Source organism: Enterococcus sp. DIV1090 (assembly GCF_050537975.1).
In the GTDB taxonomy this organism is placed as follows: domain Bacteria; phylum Bacillota; class Bacilli; order Lactobacillales; family Enterococcaceae; genus Enterococcus; species Enterococcus faecalis.
Genome location: NZ_CP172917.1, coordinates 483294 through 502252 on the forward strand (window position 1 = coordinate 483294; position 18959 = coordinate 502252).

Annotated in this window: 19 protein-coding genes; 18 read left to right on the forward strand and 1 reads right to left on the reverse strand. The window is 36.2% G+C overall.

Annotation, left to right across the window (positions count from 1 at the left end; translation table 11 throughout):
* Positions 1 to 50 precede the first annotated feature (50 nt).
* From IGL48_RS02410 to IGL48_RS02430, 5 genes are all read left to right on the forward strand, one after another.
* Positions 51 to 1637 (forward strand): amidase family protein, encoded by a 1587-nt coding sequence (locus IGL48_RS02410; protein ID WP_048949571.1) that lies wholly within the window; start codon positions 51 to 53, stop codon positions 1635 to 1637.
* A gap of 561 nt (positions 1638 to 2198) precedes the next feature.
* Positions 2199 to 2897: a nicotinamide riboside transporter PnuC gene (gene pnuC / locus IGL48_RS02415; RefSeq protein ID WP_002355593.1), complete on the forward strand. Its 699-nt coding sequence runs from the start codon at positions 2199 to 2201 to the stop codon at positions 2895 to 2897.
* Between the two features lie 8 nt (positions 2898 to 2905).
* Entirely contained in the window at positions 2906 to 3550 is a 645-nt protein-coding gene (locus IGL48_RS02420) for a deoxynucleoside kinase (RefSeq protein WP_002355594.1), read from the forward strand.
* A gap of 349 nt (positions 3551 to 3899) precedes the next feature.
* Entirely contained in the window at positions 3900 to 4331 is a 432-nt protein-coding gene (locus IGL48_RS02425; RefSeq protein ID WP_002398115.1) for a hypothetical protein, read from the forward strand.
* Positions 4332 to 4443: 112 nt separating this feature from the next.
* Positions 4444 to 4830 carry a DUF1149 family protein gene (locus tag IGL48_RS02430; RefSeq protein ID WP_002358717.1) on the forward strand — a complete coding sequence of 129 codons (387 nt, stop codon included), beginning with the start codon at positions 4444 to 4446 and terminating at the stop codon, positions 4828 to 4830.
* A 46-nt stretch (positions 4831 to 4876) separates the two neighbouring features.
* Here the strand turns inward: IGL48_RS02430 and IGL48_RS02435 are convergent, their stop codons facing one another.
* On the reverse strand, positions 4877 to 5212 hold the full coding sequence (locus IGL48_RS02435) for a hypothetical protein (protein ID WP_002366186.1): 336 nt from the start codon (positions 5210 to 5212) through the stop codon (positions 4877 to 4879).
* A 297-nt stretch (positions 5213 to 5509) separates the two neighbouring features.
* On the opposite strand from IGL48_RS02435, the gene IGL48_RS02440 reads away from it, so the two are divergent.
* From IGL48_RS02440 to IGL48_RS02500, 13 genes are all read left to right on the forward strand, one after another.
* Complete coding sequence (locus tag IGL48_RS02440; protein ID WP_002355598.1) at positions 5510 to 6901, forward strand: L-cystine transporter; 1392 nt, start codon at positions 5510 to 5512, stop codon at positions 6899 to 6901.
* 133 nt (positions 6902 to 7034) lie between these two features.
* Positions 7035 to 7415 (forward strand): VOC family protein, encoded by a 381-nt coding sequence (locus IGL48_RS02445; protein WP_002358720.1) that lies wholly within the window; start codon positions 7035 to 7037, stop codon positions 7413 to 7415.
* 152 nt (positions 7416 to 7567) lie between these two features.
* The gene (locus tag IGL48_RS02450; protein ID WP_010777421.1) at positions 7568 to 8734 is read left to right on the forward strand and encodes a serine hydrolase domain-containing protein; all 1167 of its coding nucleotides are present in this window, start codon (positions 7568 to 7570) and stop codon (positions 8732 to 8734) included.
* Positions 8735 to 8833: 99 nt separating this feature from the next.
* Positions 8834 to 9544, forward strand: coding sequence for a DUF1003 domain-containing protein (locus tag IGL48_RS02455; protein WP_010777422.1), 711 nt, complete (start codon positions 8834 to 8836; stop codon positions 9542 to 9544).
* 153 nt (positions 9545 to 9697) lie between these two features.
* Positions 9698 to 10648, forward strand: coding sequence for a rhodanese-related sulfurtransferase (locus IGL48_RS02460; protein WP_002355603.1), 951 nt, complete (start codon positions 9698 to 9700; stop codon positions 10646 to 10648).
* 178 nt (positions 10649 to 10826) lie between these two features.
* Complete coding sequence (locus tag IGL48_RS02465) at positions 10827 to 11210, forward strand: LPXTG cell wall anchor domain-containing protein (RefSeq protein WP_002379123.1); 384 nt, start codon at positions 10827 to 10829, stop codon at positions 11208 to 11210.
* Positions 11210 to 11941, forward strand: coding sequence for a WxL domain-containing protein (locus IGL48_RS02470; protein WP_002358725.1), 732 nt, complete (start codon positions 11210 to 11212; stop codon positions 11939 to 11941). The genes IGL48_RS02465 and IGL48_RS02470 overlap by 1 nt, the downstream gene beginning before the upstream one ends.
* 16 nt (positions 11942 to 11957) lie before the next feature.
* The gene (locus IGL48_RS02475) at positions 11958 to 12737 is read left to right on the forward strand and encodes a WxL domain-containing protein (RefSeq protein ID WP_002355607.1); all 780 of its coding nucleotides are present in this window, start codon (positions 11958 to 11960) and stop codon (positions 12735 to 12737) included.
* 19 nt (positions 12738 to 12756) lie between these two features.
* Complete coding sequence (locus IGL48_RS02480; protein WP_282853207.1) at positions 12757 to 14856, forward strand: lectin-like domain-containing protein; 2100 nt, start codon at positions 12757 to 12759, stop codon at positions 14854 to 14856.
* Between the two features lie 22 nt (positions 14857 to 14878).
* The gene (locus tag IGL48_RS02485) at positions 14879 to 15619 is read left to right on the forward strand and encodes a WxL domain-containing protein (protein WP_002355609.1); all 741 of its coding nucleotides are present in this window, start codon (positions 14879 to 14881) and stop codon (positions 15617 to 15619) included.
* Positions 15620 to 15693: 74 nt separating this feature from the next.
* Positions 15694 to 16788 (forward strand): DUF916 and DUF3324 domain-containing protein, encoded by a 1095-nt coding sequence (locus IGL48_RS02490; protein ID WP_002361272.1) that lies wholly within the window; start codon positions 15694 to 15696, stop codon positions 16786 to 16788.
* Between the two features lie 201 nt (positions 16789 to 16989).
* Positions 16990 to 17439: a hypothetical protein gene (locus IGL48_RS02495; protein ID WP_002420007.1), complete on the forward strand. Its 450-nt coding sequence runs from the start codon at positions 16990 to 16992 to the stop codon at positions 17437 to 17439.
* 3 nt (positions 17440 to 17442) lie between these two features.
* A complete protein-coding gene (locus IGL48_RS02500) occupies positions 17443 to 18891 on the forward strand; it encodes a helix-turn-helix domain-containing protein (RefSeq protein WP_048949573.1) in 1449 nt (482 codons plus the stop codon).
* The last annotated feature ends 68 nt before the right edge of the window (positions 18892 to 18959 follow it).

Here is an 18959-nt window from a genome sequence, read left to right on the forward strand (position 1 = left end):
GCAAAAATAAACATAGTAAGATAATCTTTAAATGGTATAGGAGGATAAAAATGTCTAAATTTTTAAAAGTAATCGGAATAATTGCTGTTTTGTTAGTCATAATAGGAGCTGCAGCGTATTGGTTTATACTCAAAAAGTTCACTCCTGAGGCAGAAACCCCAGCAATGTACAATCAAGAGAGAATCGTTAAAACGATTGAAGACCAATTAAAAGAAACAGATGTACAAAAAGCTCGGACCAAAGCACCGTTGATTATTGAAAAAAATATCACTGAATTACAGCAAGCGATTGCCAACGGAACATTGACCTATGAAGAACTTACGGCGTTTTATTTGGACCGTATTTTACAGTTCGATCAAATAGATAATGGCATGAACAGCATCTCTGAAATCAATCCGCAAGCAATTAAGGAAGCCAAGGCATTTGACCAGCAAGCCTCTCAAACACCGAAAAAGCCTTTGTATGGTATTCCTGTGACTTTGAAAGAAAATATAAATACGACCAACATGATTTCGAGTGCAGGAGCTTATGCCTTACGCACGTTCAAGCCTAAGGAAGATGCGGAAGTAGTTAAGAAGTTAACAGAGGCGCAAGCTTTGATTTTAGGAAAAGTAAACTTATCTGAACTAGCGAATTATATGTCAATGAAAGCACCAAGTGGCTATAGTTCCAAACATGGACAAACACTTAATCCTTATGGGCCACTCAAAATAACACCTTCAGGTTCAAGTTCTGGGAGTGCGGCTAGTGTGACGATGAATATCGGCGCCTTCTCTTTAGGCACTGAGACGATGGGATCGATTGTTTCCCCCGCTTCTCATCAATCAGTGGTTGGTTTTAAACCGACCCACAGTTCAGTAAGTGGCGAAGGTGTTTTGCCATTGGCACCGTCATTAGATACAGTTGGCCCGATTGCCCGAAGTGTCGTTGATGCTGCGCAAGGCTATAATGCGTTTAAGAAAGACACGGTTCCGAGCATTGATTCAACGAAATTTACTAAAAATAACTTACAAGGTCAACGCATTGGTTTGCTAGAAATGCCGAGTGCTGAAGAAGAATTTGCGACTGCTAAAAAGGCCCTCCAAAAAGCTGGAGCAGAAGTGATTCCGGTAACACCAGACATGGAAGGGATTGATGGCGGGAAAGTTATTTCCAATGAATTTAAGTTTGCATTGGAAGAATTTGCGAAACGTTATGACTTACCATTTAAAACACTGGAGGAACTAATTGCGTATAATCAACAAGATAAAAAGGTTCGTGCCAAGTATGGGCAAGATTTATTAGAAGCAGATGTTAAAAAGAAACAACCAGATAAAGAAATCATTCAAACAACCATTAAAAAAGCACAGCAAACGTTTGATGCGTTGCTAAAAAAACAACAATTAGACGGATATGCCTTTATTGATTCTGAAGGTACGGGTTTAAGTGCTGTGGCAGGATATCCTGAATTGACTGTTCCTTTGGCGAAAAACAGTGAAGGACAACCTTATGGGCTGACTTTTACACAAACTGCCAATAAAGAGCAAACGTTATTTGAGCAAGCTTACAGCTTTGAACAAAGTACCAAAGGACGGATAGTACTTTCAGACAACGAGCTGTTGGCAAACAGTAAAAAAATAAATAGAGATGATCAGTAAAGGGAAACTAGGAATGGCGAAACATCCGTATCAAACCTAATAAAGATAATCGACCTACAAATGAAAGGAATTGTTTGTAGGTCGATTATCTTTATTAGGTTAGTCGTTTTTTTTTTGCTTTTTTAGGCGAATGTTTTCATGTAATAAGTTAATAAGTGGCCAGATTCGAGAAATAAGGCCGTCAATTTTTAAGCATATCAATAAAAAGAGTGAACGATGGCTGTGTTTGAAGCATGAATATGTGTGGTTGCTTCCGCTTTCACAACATTAATTTGGAGCGCTACCGTCGTAAAGGGTTCTGCTGCAGGAATTATTAGATGGAAACAAATCCATGAATACATAGAAGATTAAAACAAGATGAAGAAAATATTGTGGCAATAAAGGATATCAGAAAGCTTGCGAAATAACTATATGTAGTATTTTATTATTTTACCAATCAATATATAGTATTAAAATCTTCTTTTTATTCCAAAATCTGATTGACTTGTTTTTTAAAACGGAGTACTCTTATTGAGACGTCAACAGAGAAAAGTTTGGTTTTAGGAAGGTCGGAAATTTGTCGTGAATAAGAATTTTTTGGTGAATGATTTTAAAGGTTGGGAAACGAGAAGTTACTTGTTTTTAGCTTTGATGGTGGGGGTACAGTTGATTGCATTTGCTATCAATCCATCGAATTGGATTACGTTAGTAGGTGGTTTAGCCGGCATCATTTGTGTGAATTTAATTGCCCAAGGAAAAGTCAGCAATTACATTTTTGGGTTAATCAGTGCAGTGATTATTGGCTATTTTGGGTTAGTGACACGGGTATATGCGGAAGTTCTTTTACAAAGCTTCTATATTATTATGGACATTACAGGGCTTTATGCTTGGCTTCGGGCTAGCGAAGATGGCTCGGGTCAAGTAACCGAAGTAAAAGTTTTAAAAGGTATTCAGTGGTTGTATGCCTTTTTCACGTGGCTGCTCATTGGCGTAGCTGCATATATTTTGTTAGGTTTTGTAAATGATGCGCAACAAACATTAGATGCAATCACGTTCAGTGTTTCAGCGACAGGGATGTTATTGATGATTAAACGTTATCAATCGCAATTCGTGTTTTGGCTACTAGGAAATATTTTTTCAATTTTGTTATGGTTCCGAGCAGGGACGCACGCTGGTGGTGATTATGCGATATTTGTTATGTATTGTATGTATACTTTTAACTCAATTTTTGGTATGTTTAATTGGTTGAAGATAAAAAATAAAATGGAAAAAAATAGGTAGGGAGTTCGATGGCAGTGATTGTTTTAGCAGGTACGATTGGCGCTGGTAAATCTAGTTTAACAGCTTTAATTGCAAACCGTTTAGGTTCAGAAGCCTTTTACGAATCAGTTGATGATAATGAGGTATTACCTTTATTTTATGCGGAACCGGAAAAGTACGCATTTTTATTACAAATTTATTTTTTAAATAAACGTTTTGATAGTATTAAACAAGCATTAACGCATGAAAATAATGTATTGGATCGCTCGATTTATGAAGATTCATTACTTTTTCATTTAAATGCAGATTTAGGTCGTGCCAACGAAACAGAGGTCAAAGTGTACGATGACTTATTACAAAACATGCTCCAAGAATTGCCTTATGCTGCGCATAAAAAAAGACCTGATTTGTTAGTTCACATTCGTATTTCATTTCCCAAAATGTTGGAACGCATCAAAAAACGTGGCCGTCCTTATGAACAAATTGAGACAGATCCAACGTTGTATGATTACTATCAAATGTTGAACGAGCGTTATGATCAATGGTATGAAGACTATGATGAAAGTCCTAAAATTCAAATTGATGGCGATAAATATGATTTTGTCGAAGATCCTGAAGCGTGTCAATATGTCTTGGCGTTAATTGAGAAGAAAATTGAAGAATTAGAAAGATAAATAAAAAGAAGCAAGTCCGGACTTGCTTCTTTTTGACTTAAAATGTGGATAGATAGGCTAAAGTTGCTACTAAATAAAGGAGTGTAGTGCTAAATTATAGAATCGGATTTTAACCTTCCCCTAAGTTAAAATCGGATAATCTATCCATCGACAGTTTAAGTTTGTATAAAATAGCGGTAGCTATTATCAACGAAGTCATTCATCGGTTGACCTGACTTCTCTAGAAGTATACCATCGAAAATAACCAACAGTTGTTCAAAATTTGGACTTAGTAAGTGTAAATTTTGATTGAAAGTTTCTGTAAATCAATCATTTATTCAAAAAATAATGCTCGAAAGAAGGAAGATAAATGGGCCAAATTTGGTTTGAACGCATTCTACGTTGGCGCAAAAAAGCGCAACGATTTTTACAAGGACGTTATGCCCGGTTCGATGAATTGAATCGAACGCTGTTGCTAACAAGTGTCGTGCTGGCGCTCATCAATATTTTTACTGGCTATCTTTGGGTTCGATTATTGATTTTAATCACAGTTGCCTACGTGTATTATCGCTTTTTTTCAAAACATATTCATCCGCGATTGAATGAAAATCAACGGTTTATTCTTCGAAAACAACGCCTAATGCAAAAGGTTCATGCTTTTCGCAAGCGACACCTGACTCAGAAAGAGTATCGTTATTTTAAATGTCCAAAATGTCAGCAGTCATTACGTGCGCCGAAAGGACGAGGAACAATCAAAGTCACTTGTTCAAACTGCCAAAATCAATTTATCAAAAAAGTCTGACCTTCTGTGTTTTTTGGTCTAGGCAACTTTCGGACTTGTGGTATACTTGAGAAAAGAAACCATTGGATATTCTAAAAGGGGAATATCTTGTTAAAAAAGGAGAGAAAAAACAATGGAAATTAAACGCCAACAAGAAATTGTTGAAGCGTATCACTATGATATGCGAGTACCTGATTCAGAAGTAGAGACAGATTTACGTGTCAGTTTTTCACCAATTGAAGTAGAAGAAGAAAATTATCCAGAAAACAGCTCAGCACTTGTTGCTCGCTTAGAATTTCGAATTGTCTTTGACGAATTTGTTTTATCAGGGGCGATTAGCCAAATTAATCACATTATTGATCGTAAAATTGAAAAACAAGAAGATATTTCGCAAGAAGAAGTCGATGAACTTGTGCGTCCTTTATTTAGCATCGTCGAACGTTTATCTTATGAAGTAACTGAAATTGCTCTGGATCGTCCAGGTGTTCAATTGAATTTTCAACAATCAGAAGAAGCTTAAACTTTAAAAACAGCGTTTATAACGGATTACGTTATAAACGCTGTTTTTATTCTTGTGAAGATTTAGCAACCAAAGCTTTTTTAAACTGTTCATAATTTTTTGTAGCGATATCCACATAAGCAATCGGCTGACCAACTTTGGTGATTTTTTCGGGAAGATAGGGAGCGAGCATTTCATTGTACAAAATGAACGCAGCTTCTGGTACTTCCTCTGAAAGAACATCATAACTGATAAAGTCAATTTCATAGGTTGGTTGAAAAAAGGCTTTGATGTTTTGCTGCTCTTTATTTGAAAAGAGCCAAGGACCCGCATTTGCAGGGCTTCCCACAAATAACGTCGCTCCATCACGGTTGACAGAAAGGATCCAACAAATTTTTTGCATACGCTTACACCTCCTAGAACTAAGTATACCACGTCAGCTTAAAAGAAAGAGGACAAAAAACAAATTATTTTTACAGTGACTAGTAAAATAACACTTGGTGATAGTTTTAAACTATCGCAACGGTTATTTTCTATCAAAAAGTAAGCAAATTATCCCACTATTTGCTATAAAATAAGGTACAATAGAACTATCACTGGAAACAGTCTGCTGTTTTCAGGGTATTTACTGGAGAGTGAGTACCGGGAACCTTTACTTCCTTTGATGTACTTGTCATTAAAAACATAGGGAGGAACTAAAATGACAACATTCATCACTGTATTAGTGATCCTTGCATTTATTGCTGTGTTATTCGGTTTCTACCAAATGCAAAAGAAACATTTAAAATTCTCAACACGTGTCTTTTCAGCATTGGGCGTGGGGATTGTTTTAGGTGCAATTATTCAATTTGCTTTTGGTACAGACAGTAAAATTACTACGCAATCAATGGAATGGATCGGAATTGTAGGTAATGGTTATGTAGCGTTTCTACAAATGCTCGTAATTCCGTTAGTATTTGTATCTATCGTAGGTGCATTTACAAAAATGAAAGAATCCAATAAATTAGGAAAAATTAGCTTTAATGTGTTAGCCACCTTACTAGGAACAACAGCAGTAGCTGCCTTGGTGGGGATTGGAACAACCTTAGCGTTTGGCCTTCAAGGGGCAAAATTCACGCAAGGTGCTGCAGAAACGTCAAGAATTGCCGAGTTAGCGACGCGTCAAGATGCGATTCAAGATTTGACGATTCCACAACAAATCGTTTCATTTATTCCTAAAAATGTCTTTGCTGACTTTGCGGGAACACGACCAATGAGTACCATTGGGGTGGTAATCTTTGCTGCGTTTGTTGGTGTCGCTTATTTAGGCGTTCGTCGTAAAGCGCCAAAAGAAGCTGAATTTTTTGCAAATTTAATTGATAGTTTATATAAAATTACCATGCGAATTGTTACCTTAGTTTTACGCTTGACCCCTTATGGCGTGTTAGCGTTAATGATTAATGTTGTAGCAACAAGTGATTTTGTTGCGATTATTAACTTAGGTAAATTTGTGTTGGCATCGTATGTGGCCTTAATTATTGTTTTTGCCATTCACATGTTGATTTTAATTACTTTAAAAGTCAATCCAGTTACGTATCTAAAAAAAGTTTTTCCAGTCTTGAGCTTTGCTTTTACTTCTCGTTCAAGTGCAGGAGCTTTACCATTAAATATTGAAACACAAACCAAAGCATTAGGTGTCGATGATGCCACAGCAAACTTTGCTGGTAGTTTCGGTTTATCTATTGGACAAAATGGTTGTGCCGGCGTTTATCCAGCTATGTTAGCAACCATCGTTGCACCAACTGTTGGAATTGATGTCTTTAGTTTACAATTTATTTTAATGTTAGTAGCAGTTGTCACAATCAGTTCATTTGGCGTAGCCGGTGTCGGCGGCGGAGCAACTTTTGCTTCTCTAATCGTTTTAGGCGCAATGAACTTGCCAGTTGCAATTGTTGGTTTAGTAATTTCGGTTGAACCACTTATTGACATGGCGCGGACAGCTGTTAACGTTAACGATAGTATGGTTGCAGGTGTGTTAACAAGTGCTCGTATTCATGAATTAGATCGTGATGTCTTAAATGATCGCGACGTTGTCTTAGATGCAAATATCTAAATCAATAAAACGAAAAGTGTTTGAGCAATGTCTTGCTCAAACACTTTTATTTTGATTTTAAGCGAAAGTGCAGTAATTATTTAAAAGAACGTATATAATAAGTTGTTAACTAAATTCAAAAGGACGTGAAGGAATGTTTTCAAACCAAGTAAAGATTATGTTATATGTGAATAATGTTGAGGAATCTAGTCAATTTTGGCAAACGTTTGGCTTTGTTGAAAAGGAAAGAGAGGAAGTTGACGGCACATTGGTGGTAGAAATTGCACCAAGTGAATCAGCAGAAGCGATTATTGTTTTATATGATTTGGCCTTTATTCAAAAACATTCACCAGAAGTGGCGGGGAATACCCCTTCTTTAATGTTTGCTAGCGATGATATCATTGGTCTCTATAAAAAAATGCAAGAGGCTGGCGTTACTGTCGGTGAAATGGTTCAATTGCCAACAGGCTTAGTTTTTAATTTTGCAGATAACGATGATAATTACTTTGCTGTGATGGGGCAAGAAAGTAAATAAAAAACAGCTTGGCACTGGAATCTAGATTGATTCTGGTGCCAAGCTGTTTTTTATAAAAGTTGAAAGTTTTATAAATTTTACTAAAATCTGTAATTTTCATGAAAATATAGCGTATGATAATGCTGTTAATAGAATAGGCGGAGGTAAGCGGTATGCGTAAACGACATGCAAAGAAAAGACATGGAGGAGTGAATTGGCTTTTTATAGTGTGTTTGTTGGTGGTGATTGGTGGTAGTGGTTATTTAATAAAAACGTTCTTTTTCACTAGAGATTCACAAGTTAGTCAAGAATCGAAAGTGGTCTTGGAAGAAGATCGCCGAAGTGATAATTATGCGAATTTAACGAAAGAAATAGTTGCACCAGATAGTGGCGAACTTGATCAAAAAATTCAAGAAACAAATTATATTGGTTCGGCTTTGATCATTAAAGATGGTCAGGTTTTAGTAAATAAAGGATATGGCTTTGCCAATTTTGAAAAGCAACAAGCCAACACGCCAAACACAAGGTTTCAGATTGGCTCGATTCAAAAATCTTTTACCACAACCTTGATCTTAAAAGCGATTGAAGAAGGTAAACTTACATTAGATACAAAACTCGCTACGTTTTATCCGCAAGTTCAAGGTGCTGGAGACATTACGATTAGCGATATGTTGAATATGACAAGCGGTTTGAAGTTATCAGCAATGCCTAATGATATCGTTACCGATGAAGAAATTATTCAATTTGTTAAACAAAATACCATTCAAGTCAATAAAGGAAAATACAATTATTCCCCAGTAAATTTTGTCCTTTTAGCAGGAATGTTAGAGAAAATGTATCAACGTACCTATCAAGAATTATTTAATAATTTTTATCACAAAACGGCTGGTTTAAAGAATTTTGGCTTCTATGAAACCTTATTGGAACAGCCCAATAATTCAACAAGTTATAAATGGACAGAAGATAATTCATATAACCAAGTGCTCTCAATTCCTGCAGCTAGTTTTGCCCATGAATTTGGGACTGGTAATGTGGATATGACGACAGGTGATTTGTATTGGTACTTACATCAATTAACGAGTGGACATTTAGTTTCCACCGCACTTTTGCAAAAATTATGGACGTCTTCTCAGCAAAGCTCTTATCATGGCGGCATCTATGTTCATGATAATTATTTACGTTTACACGGAGTTGAAGCGGGTCAACAAGCCCTAGCTTTATTTTCAAAAGATATGAAAACTGGGATCATATTGCTAACTAATTGTGTAAATCCAGCGAAATACAAAGAATTAATTGGTTCGTTGTTCCATGATGTAACCAATTTAACTGTTAAATTTTAAAGCAGAAGTAACAACGATCACTCCCAAAGCCTTTTTAGGTTTCTTCTGAGAGACTTTATATTAAAATAAAGGGAAGAACGATCAAAGGGAGTGACGAAGATGAAACAATCAAAAAATAAACAAGTTGTTATTGGTGAACCAACGAAAAAAAACATTTATCTTCAAGATATAGAACAGGAAACGCAAGCTTTTATTCTCCAAAACAATCCACAATTGACAGCTGAATCGATGATTACATTGGCGGAGTTACTTAATTATCGTTTGGATTACATGAAACAATTGGTCGCAAATGATTCTGAAAAAATCCAACAACTGAATGAATTAGTGGTTCAACACATCAAAGAAGATAAGCTGATTTCCAATAATATGAATGAAAAGATGGAAAAGAAATTAACCTTTGGCCAACGAGCAGCGGATACCATTGCTAAATTTGGCGGTAGCTGGGTGTTTATTGGCTTCTTTTGCTTCGTGTTGATTGCTTGGATCGTGATTAACTCTACCACTTTATTGGGACAACCATTTGACAAATATCCTTATATTTTGTTGAATCTTGCCTTATCTTGTTTAGCAGCTATCCAAGCACCGATTATTATGATGAGTCAAAACAGACAAGAAGCCCGTGATAGAGAACAAGCGAATAATGATTATAAAATTAACTTAAAAGCAGAGGTAGAAATTAATTTATTACATGAGAAAATGGATTATATTATCAATAATCAACTAGAAAATTTGGTAAAAATCCAAAATATTCAAATTGAACTTTTAGGTGAGTTGCAAGAACAACTCGCTACGACTTCTGAAAAGGAGTAGTAGATAGAAGTAGCTCGTTGTTGCGTAATAATTATTACGCAACAACAAGCTACTTTTTTATTGTGTGTAAATACACAAGCAAAATAATCGCTTTCCCTTTTTCATTCACCGTATAATGGGATAGAATGACTTTATACAAAAGGGGAAAACAAGATGAAATACCAAGTATTACTTTATTACAAATATACAACAATTGAAGATCCAGAAGCTTTTGCGAAAGAGCATCTAGCCTTTTGCAAATCATTAAACTTAAAAGGCCGTATTTTAGTAGCGACAGAAGGGATTAACGGAACGTTATCTGGTACTGTCGAAGAAACAGAAAAGTATATGGAAGCAATGCAAGCAGATGAGCGCTTTAAGGATACATTCTTTAAAATTGATCCAGCAGAAGAAATGGCCTTCCGCAAAATGTTTGTTCGCCCACGTTCTGAATTAGTGGCGTTGAACTTAGAAGAAGACGTTGATCCATTGGAAACGACGGGGAAATATTTGGAACCTGCAGAATTTAAAGAAGCCTTATTAGACGAAGACACTGTTGTAATCGATGCTCGTAACGATTATGAATATGATTTAGGTCATTTCCGTGGTGCCGTGCGCCCAGATATCCGTAGCTTCCGTGAATTACCACAATGGATTCGCGAGAACAAAGAACAATTTATGGATAAAAAAATTGTTACCTATTGTACTGGCGGGATTCGCTGTGAAAAATTTTCTGGCTGGTTATTAAAAGAAGGATTTGAAGATGTTGCTCAATTGCATGGTGGTATCGCCAATTATGGGAAAAATCCAGAAACACGTGGCGAACTTTGGGACGGCAAAATGTATGTCTTTGATGACCGAATCAGTGTCGAAATTAATCATGTTGATAAAAAAGTTATTGGGAAAGACTGGTTTGATGGAACACCTTGCGAACGCTACATTAACTGTGCAAACCCAGAATGTAATCGTCAAATCTTAACTTCAGAAGAAAATGAACATAAACATTTAGGTGGCTGCTCATTAGAATGTAGCCAGCATCCTGCCAACCGTTATGTAAAAAAGCATAATTTAACAGAAGCAGAAGTTGCTGAACGTTTAGCTTTGTTAGAAGCGGTTGAAGTATAAAAATAATAAAAAAATAAACAAAAAAACTTCGAAAATTATTTTTCGAAGTTTTTTTGTTTATTTTTTTGTCTTTAAAAGTGTTGATTTTAAAGCTTTCTTAGCTTAAACCATTTTATTTTTTAAAAGCGTCTGAAAAAAATAAAAAAATCTAATAAATATTTCTTTTATATAATGTTTATTGGCTGGGCCAGTCAATGTTGAAAATGGGGAAGGAGGAATTCAGATGAAAATCATAAAAAGGTTTAGTTTGGTATGTTTAGGGCTATTGATCATTGGGTTGCAAACAAAAAGCGTTATGGCTGAAGAAAATAATTATGAATCAAATGGTCAAGCGAGCTTCTATGGCACCTACGTTTATGAGAATGAAAAAGAGTCAAATGACGTAGCGTATACCCAACAATCAGAAGAACAGGGAAGAAACAATTTAGCTGCTTCTGGACAAGCAGTTTTACCTAAAACAGGCGAGTCTGAAAATCCGCTGTATTCCTTGATAGGAGTTAGTTTGTTTGGGGTAGTCATTTATTTAATTAATAAAATGAAACGAGAGAAGGAGCTTATTTAATGAAAAAAACTGTTTTACTTACATCGGCAACCATACTTTTAGGCGTAGGGTTTCAAGCAATAAACGCATCAGCAGCAGAAACTTTTCCGAAAGAATACAATACGGAAGGCACAATTACTTTTGAAGCAGGCGATAACGAAATCACACCGCCTGTTGATCCAGAAAATCCCGATCCTACTGATCCAGTAGACCCAATTGATCCTCCAGGGCCAGGAACGGGTGGTGCCTTATCAATTGATTATGGGTCAAAATTTAAATTTGGTACACAAAAGATTTCTACGGCAGATCAAACGTATTATGCTGCGCCAGATGAAATGAAAGATGGTTCAAAAAAACCAACCTATGTACAAGTAACTGATAAAAGAGGAACGTTAGCAGGATGGAAACTAACGCTTTCCCAACCTGAACAATTTAAAACAGCTACTGGAGAGGAACTAGTCGGCGCTCAATTAACGTTTACAAAGGCAGAAGCTGCCTCAATGGTGGATGAAAAATATAAACCTTCTGAAGTCAGTAGTACTATTTCCTTAACACCTGGTGTAAATAATAATCTAGCGATGAACGCTAAAAAAGAAACAGGGGTTGGGACTTGGGTTTATCGCTTTGGTTCAAATGAAGCAACAAATAAAGAAGCTGTCCAACTATTCGTTCCCGGAAAATCTGTAAAGCTTGCACAACAATATTCAACGAAGTTAGTTTGGGCATTAGAAGATACGCCCGCTAATAATTAAATAAAGGAGAAAAGCAATGAAAAAACAATTCACAGGAATCGTTCTATGCAGTACATTTGCAGTTGCTGGTTGGTCCTTACAAGCGAAGGCAGAAGAGCCAAAAGAGTATCGTTCGAATGGTTTAGTAGAATTTATTCCGAACGTAGATCCGACAGAGCCAGTTGATCCAGAAAATCCCGATCCAGAAAAGCCAGTCAAACCAATTGATCCGACAGACCCAGAAGGTCCCAATCCTGGTACCCAAGGACCGCTGTCTATTGATTATGCTTCAAGTTTTGACTTTGGGAAAAATCGTATTTCGAATAAAGACCAAGTATATTTTGCAAGAGCACAGCAATATCAAGAAAATCAAAAAGAAACACCAAATTTTGTGCAAATTTCTGATAATAGAGGAACCAATAGTGGTTGGTCTTTAACGGTTACGCAAAAGGAGCAATTTAAAGCAACAAAGGCGACTTTAAATAGTCAGTTGACAGGTGCGCAAATTTCTTTAGCTAACCCGACTGTTAATAGTAATGCGCAAAATGTTGTGAAACCAGAGGCAACAAATAAGATTGCCCTTGTTCCAGGAACTGCATCGCTAGTGGCAGCTGCGAAGCAAGGAACCGGTGCAGGAACTTGGGCTACTTATTGGGGCAAAGTAGAAGTGGTTGCAGAACGCGATGAAACCAATACGGTACACAATGTTAATGTTACAAAAGATGTCGCGCTATCAGTACCAGGGTCAACTCCTAAAGATGCCGTGAAATATCAAACAAAATTATTGTGGACGTTGACGGATGTACCAGGAATTTAAAAAGTAGAGGTGAAGAGAGATGCGAAACAAACAAAGCCTAGTCTTTTTGGCAAGTAGTTTATTCTTACTACTCCTTGCGCCTATTACTAGCGAAGCGATTAGTAATCCTTCGACAAATATCAACGAAGTCAATCGGGAAATAGTGGAGGAATCGGCCAATGATCAGGCAACTAGCGCTCCTTCTCACTCGGAAACATTAGAGCAAGAACCTTCCCTAGAAACGACAACAACAACCGATAATCATCCAGCAGAAACAGACCAATCAACGGCTACTTTAGAACCTAGCGAACAACAAAAGGATGACGATAACAGTGCAACGGAATCGGCGATAGTTGAACCACAGCCGCGCATGTTGGCTGCGCCATACGCTACTTCATTGCCTGATGATCCTAATATCATTCCAATCGACAAGGTATTTCAAGAGCCAATTGGAAATGCAACAAGTATTTTAGAAGGTGGGAAGTTATTACAACTAAACCCAGCTGTTAAATCACAAAAAGGAGCTATTTGGTCAAAAAAACCAATCAGTTTATTGTCGGATTTTACCTTTAAAAGTTATTTGTATTTAGGAAACGAGTATGCAAATGCTGGTGATGGTATGACCTTTACCTTAACGAATGATCCTAGAATGTCCACAACGCCTCAAGAAGTCATTGGTTCACCTGGGATGGGAATCGGTGCATACTCCACGAAAGCGGGTCAACCTTATGTTAGAAATGCCTTATCGATTGAGTTTGATACCTATAAAAATACTGGTAGTTCCAACCGAATGGACCGAGAAATTTCACAAGATAAGGGAAATGGGCATTTAGCTTTTGTCACTCCGAAAGCTAATAACAACAGCTATACAGGGGAGCATTCAGGCGTCACCGTTACGCCAACCTATCTATCTAATGGAACCTGGCGCATGTTGACTGTTCATTGGAATGCCGCAACCAAAGCATTAACATATGATTTAGAAGGTGTGGGCACGAATACGTATGTAGTTTCAGATTTAAATGCACAATTTGGCGCAACAACGGTTTATTGGGGCTTTACATCCTCTACAGGTGGCAAATACCAAGAGAATGCTTTAGCAATGACACAAATTCCTACCAACGTTACGTCACAAGCAGCCCTTAGCGTGAATGGTCAGGAGTTTAGCTCAGCTGTTGAAGCAGTGAAAAATGATCAGGTGAGACTACGGAATACGTTGAATATTGACAATGACTTTATCGAAGATCGTCAACCGCAAGTAAGCATTGACTTACCTGATGAATTAGCATATGAAGAAAATTCATTAACGATTGATGGTAAAAAGGTAGCAGCCAAAGATCTGACACAAACAGGGAATCACTTAACAATTACTTTAAATGACTACCTAGTCTTAAAGAAGGACATGATGATTGAATTAAAAACAACCCTTCAAGATAATACGTCCGAAAAAGTTTTAACTATGAACTTTGACTATTATGAAGAAGGAACCTTACTGCAAAAGTCAAATAATGTAACGATTACTATTCCTAAACCAACAGAAAAAACAGTAACCGTTTTTTATAAAGACGCGGAAGGTAAAGATATTGCTCCACCTAAAAGTGTAACAGGGAAAATTGGTACACCCTATCAAGAAGAACCCCTAGATATTTCTGGCTATGTTTTTACAAAAGACTCAGGCAATGCGGAAGGAACAATGACAGAGGAAACAAAAGATATTTATTTTTACTATCGTTTAGGGGAACTATATTTTAAAGAGGCACCAAAACAGATTACTTTTGGTACGGAAAAGATACGTAATCAACCACTAATTAAACTTGGGCATCCCACCGAAGGACTCAAAGTCGTGGATGAACGTAACGCAAATAATTGGCGCCTGCAACTAAAGCAAACGCAACCGTTAACAAATGATTCAATTGTAATGCCAGATGTTTTTTCTTTCGTTTCAACTGCTGGAAGCTCTCAGATTACAAATGAGGCAATTACGCTTTTAGAAAGTAATCAGAAAGGTGAAACAGATTTAACAGCATTACTTGATGAATCAAAACAACAAGGAATTCAAATCAATGTTCCTGTAGCTTATCAAAGAGTTGGAACATTTAAAGCTCGTTTATCTTGGGCGTTAGAAGATGTGCCAGGAAATTAAAGAAAAGAATGGAGAAAAGAAAATGAAAAAAGTAACAACAGTATGTTTATCCACATTTATTTTAGGGAGCTTAGGCATGACTTCTCAAGCCTTTGCAGAAGATGGCGGTAGTTATACATCTAATGGTATCGTAGAATTTACACCAAGTGAAGAGCCAACTAATCCGGTTGACCCAACGGATCCAACTAATCCAGTTGATCCTATTGACCCAACAGATCCTGAAGGTCCTAATCCAGGAACAAACGGTCCGTTGTCAATTGATTATGCGTCAAGTCTAGACTTCGGTGTTCAAAAAATCACGTCGAAGGATCAGACTTATTTTGCTGCTACCCAAAAATACAAGACGGTAGGCGCAACCGATGAAGTCAAAGAAGGTCCTAACTATGTCCAAGTAACAGATAACCGTGGAACCGAAGCTGGCTGGTCATTAAAAGTGAAACAAGAAGGACAATTTAAATCAACTTCTGGTAAAGAATTGACTGGGGCAGCTATCACGTTTAAAAACGGAAATGTAGTGACTGCTTCAGATTCAGGCAAACCAACAGGCCCAGCCACAATCACGCTAAATTCAGATGGTAGTCAATCAGATGTAATGAGTGCAGCGAAAGGAAACGGTGCAGGAACTTATTTATTTGATTGGGGAACCGATGCAACTACAGCTGCTAAAAGTATTGAGTTAACTGTTCCAGGTTCTACAACCAAATACGCTGAAAAATACGCCACAAAATTAACATGGACGTTGACAGACGCTCCAGGAAATTAAACGAGTTTTAAAAGAAGAATAGCGGGGAACATGGTTACCTGCTATTCACTACATATAGAAAAGGAGTAAATAATTTGAACAGAAAAAAACAACGATTTCTTTTTTTCCCGATACTACTAATTCTTTTAGCGTTAGTACCTAGCAATGGTTTTGCCAGTGAATTTAATTTTGCGGTTACGCCTATTCCATCAGAAAAACAAGTAGATAAAGAAAAAACTTACTTTGATTTATTACTAGCACCAAATGAAGAAACTGAGTTGAAAGTGAACTTGCGCAATGATACAGATAAAGAAGTAAAGGTAGGTATTTCCATCAATAGTGCCATTACCAATTCAAATGTAATCGTGGAGTATGGTGAAAATAAGGGGAAAAAAGATCAAAGTTTAGCGTTTGATATAAAAGACTACGTTCAATACCCTAGCTCAGTTCGTTTAAAACCGAAAAGTGAACAAACGGTTTCTATTAACGTCAAAATGCCTAATACACCCTTTGATGGAGTGTTAGCTAGTGGTATCACTTTTAAAGAAGAAACGTCAGATGAAGGCAAACGTCAAGACGATAAGAGTCAGGGGTTATCCATTAAAAATGAATATTCGTATGTCGTTGCATTATTGATGCAACAAAACAAAAAAAAGGTTGAGCCGAATTTACTTTTGAAAAAAGTCTCACCAGGACAGATTAATGCTAGAAATGTGATTTTAGTCAATCTACAAAATGATCAAAAAACATATATTAACCAAGTTGCCTTTTCGGCAGAGATTACCAAAAAGGGGCATGAAGAAGTTTTATATAAAGAGGAAAAAGCAAACATGCAAATTGCACCAAATACCAATTTTTCTGTTCCCATTGCGCTAAAAGGGCAACCGCTTAAGCCAGGAGATTACCATTTGTCTATGACCGTTGTTGGGAATAAAGATGCTGCAGGCTCATTTAAAAAATCAATAAACAATGAATCGATATCTTTTAGAAATCAATGGCAATTTGAAAAAGACTTTACAATTAATGGTGAAGTTGCCAAAGAATTAAATGAAAAAGATGTCACCTTAAAAGAAAATCATTCGAATTTATATTTGATGATTGGCTTACTACTATTATTGATAGTAATTTTAATCATTGCCTGGTTGATTTGGCGAAAAAAGAAACAGGAAAAAAACGAAAGAGAAATATAAAGAGTAGTTAATTTTTGATTTGATTATCGGCAACGTTTTTGTTTGTTTTTACTTATCAAACATGCAGTTTATTCAACAAACCTAACTCAAAAAAAGAAATAATAAGAAGGAGTATTGTTAAATATCGTCTGATACCACTTTACTAGTTATATTTTTTATTTTGTTATGTAGCTAAAGTATTTGGCAATATATGTGAGAAAAATGGATAAATACAAACATTTACTATTATGGAGTACATTGTTACTCTCGTTTTTTCAAGTAACCAATGTGCAAGCAGCAGAAGAACGGAATCCAATTTATAATCCGACCAATCCAACAGAAGAAATTTATCCGATTGAGAATACTGGCACACCAGAAAAAATGGAAGAAACAAATGAAAGTACTATTACTAGCGAAACGCAAGCGGAAGAAAGTAACGAAGACGTTAGTAAAAAAGAAGTGAAAACCAATAATCCAAAAACAAATGAAGAAAGGCCTTCTTCCAAGAAAAGTCAGCATCAAGTATTTTTCACGGATGAATTATTTGATGCTAGCCATATCACCATTGTACCAAATAGCACAGGCGGTGCTGGAACGGAGGGGCAAAACACTTTTTACTTAAATTTCATACGGGAATTAGTAGGAACGGCTATTTATGGGAGAAAGAATTGATAAATGATGAATTATGAAATTTTTTTAAATAAAGAAGATCAACGAAGTTATTCCTTGCTAAGGCATTTAGAAGAAAGTCCCACGCTATCAAGTACTTTTATTGCACTTCGCGAAGAATTATCGATGTCGAATTTTTTAGTCAAAAAAACATTAGAAAAATTAAAAGCAGATATTGACAATCTAAAGTTAAGCGACAGCTTAACTTTAGTCGTTTCTGATGTAGATGTTACACTTGAAATTGATGGAAACTATTCAAGTAAACTTTTGCTCACGAAATACTTAACAGAATCGCTCTCTTTTAAATTAGTGTTGTCTTACTTTAGAGGAAATTATAGTTTGACAAAGTTTGCTGAATGTAATCATGTCAGCACCTCTGTGGCGTATAGTACCTTACAGCGGCTAAAAAAAGCCTTAAAGGAGTATCAGATCTATTTTAGTAAACGGGAAATTGTCGGCAATCAAAAAGCAATTTCATTTTTTTTGTATAAATTGTTCACGCTTTCCAATCAACCAATTTCTGAACTATATTCGGTAAAAGTCTATAATGAAGCGAAACGTGTATTACAGTCTGTTGAGTTAAACTATACTTTCACCACCTATGAGCGACGCAATTTTTTCCATTATTTAGCTATTATGATTAACAACGAAGGACGTGCGGTGGAAGGGATCGATACACGCGCACTGAATACATTTTCAGAGGAACTAATAAAAAAATCACAAGTGGCATGGGCATTGTCCTCAAAATCATTAACGTATACGATTGTTTTTTTCTTGTATTTGCATGGCAAACTAGAGAAAAAATATGTCATTCACGAAGATCCTACGATTGAAAGCCTAACTCGTGTTTTCATTGGAAGTTTTGAAAAAGCATTTAATTGTTTAGAGGAGTCAACAAGGAATACTCTAGAAGAAGGGTTAGCAATTATTCATTTCAATGTTATTTACTTTCCGATTAATATGTTTGACGATTTTGAAATGGATTTACAGTTTTTTAAGCAAACATATCCGGAATTTTATTTTTATTTAATTGAATATATTCGTTGGTTAACAGCAAAACATAAAAAAATTGCGAAAGCCAATCACTGTTTGTTTTTTAACTATCTATTGTTGCTAATTAATCATGTTCCGGTTCATTTAATTGCAGAGCCAGCCAAGGTCCTAATTGATTTTTCTTATGGAAAAGAGTATAACCAATTCATCAAAAAAAATTTATCCGTCTATGTGAATTTAAATGTAGAAATTATTGACCCGCTATCAGATATCTTACCAGATGTGGTGATTACCAATTTAAATAACTTGTATCAAGAAGAACAGAGTAAAGTTATGGTTTGGCTGGATCCACCTCGTTCGATTGATTGGGTTAATTTAACGCAATCATTATTGACTATTCAAGAAGAAAAATATCAACAACAAAAAGAATCGACAAAGACAAGCGGTGATCCTATCGAATAGAATCATCGCTTGTCTTTGTGTTTAAGTCTTTACAAAACCACCCAAGTGTTTTATAATATGAATATACA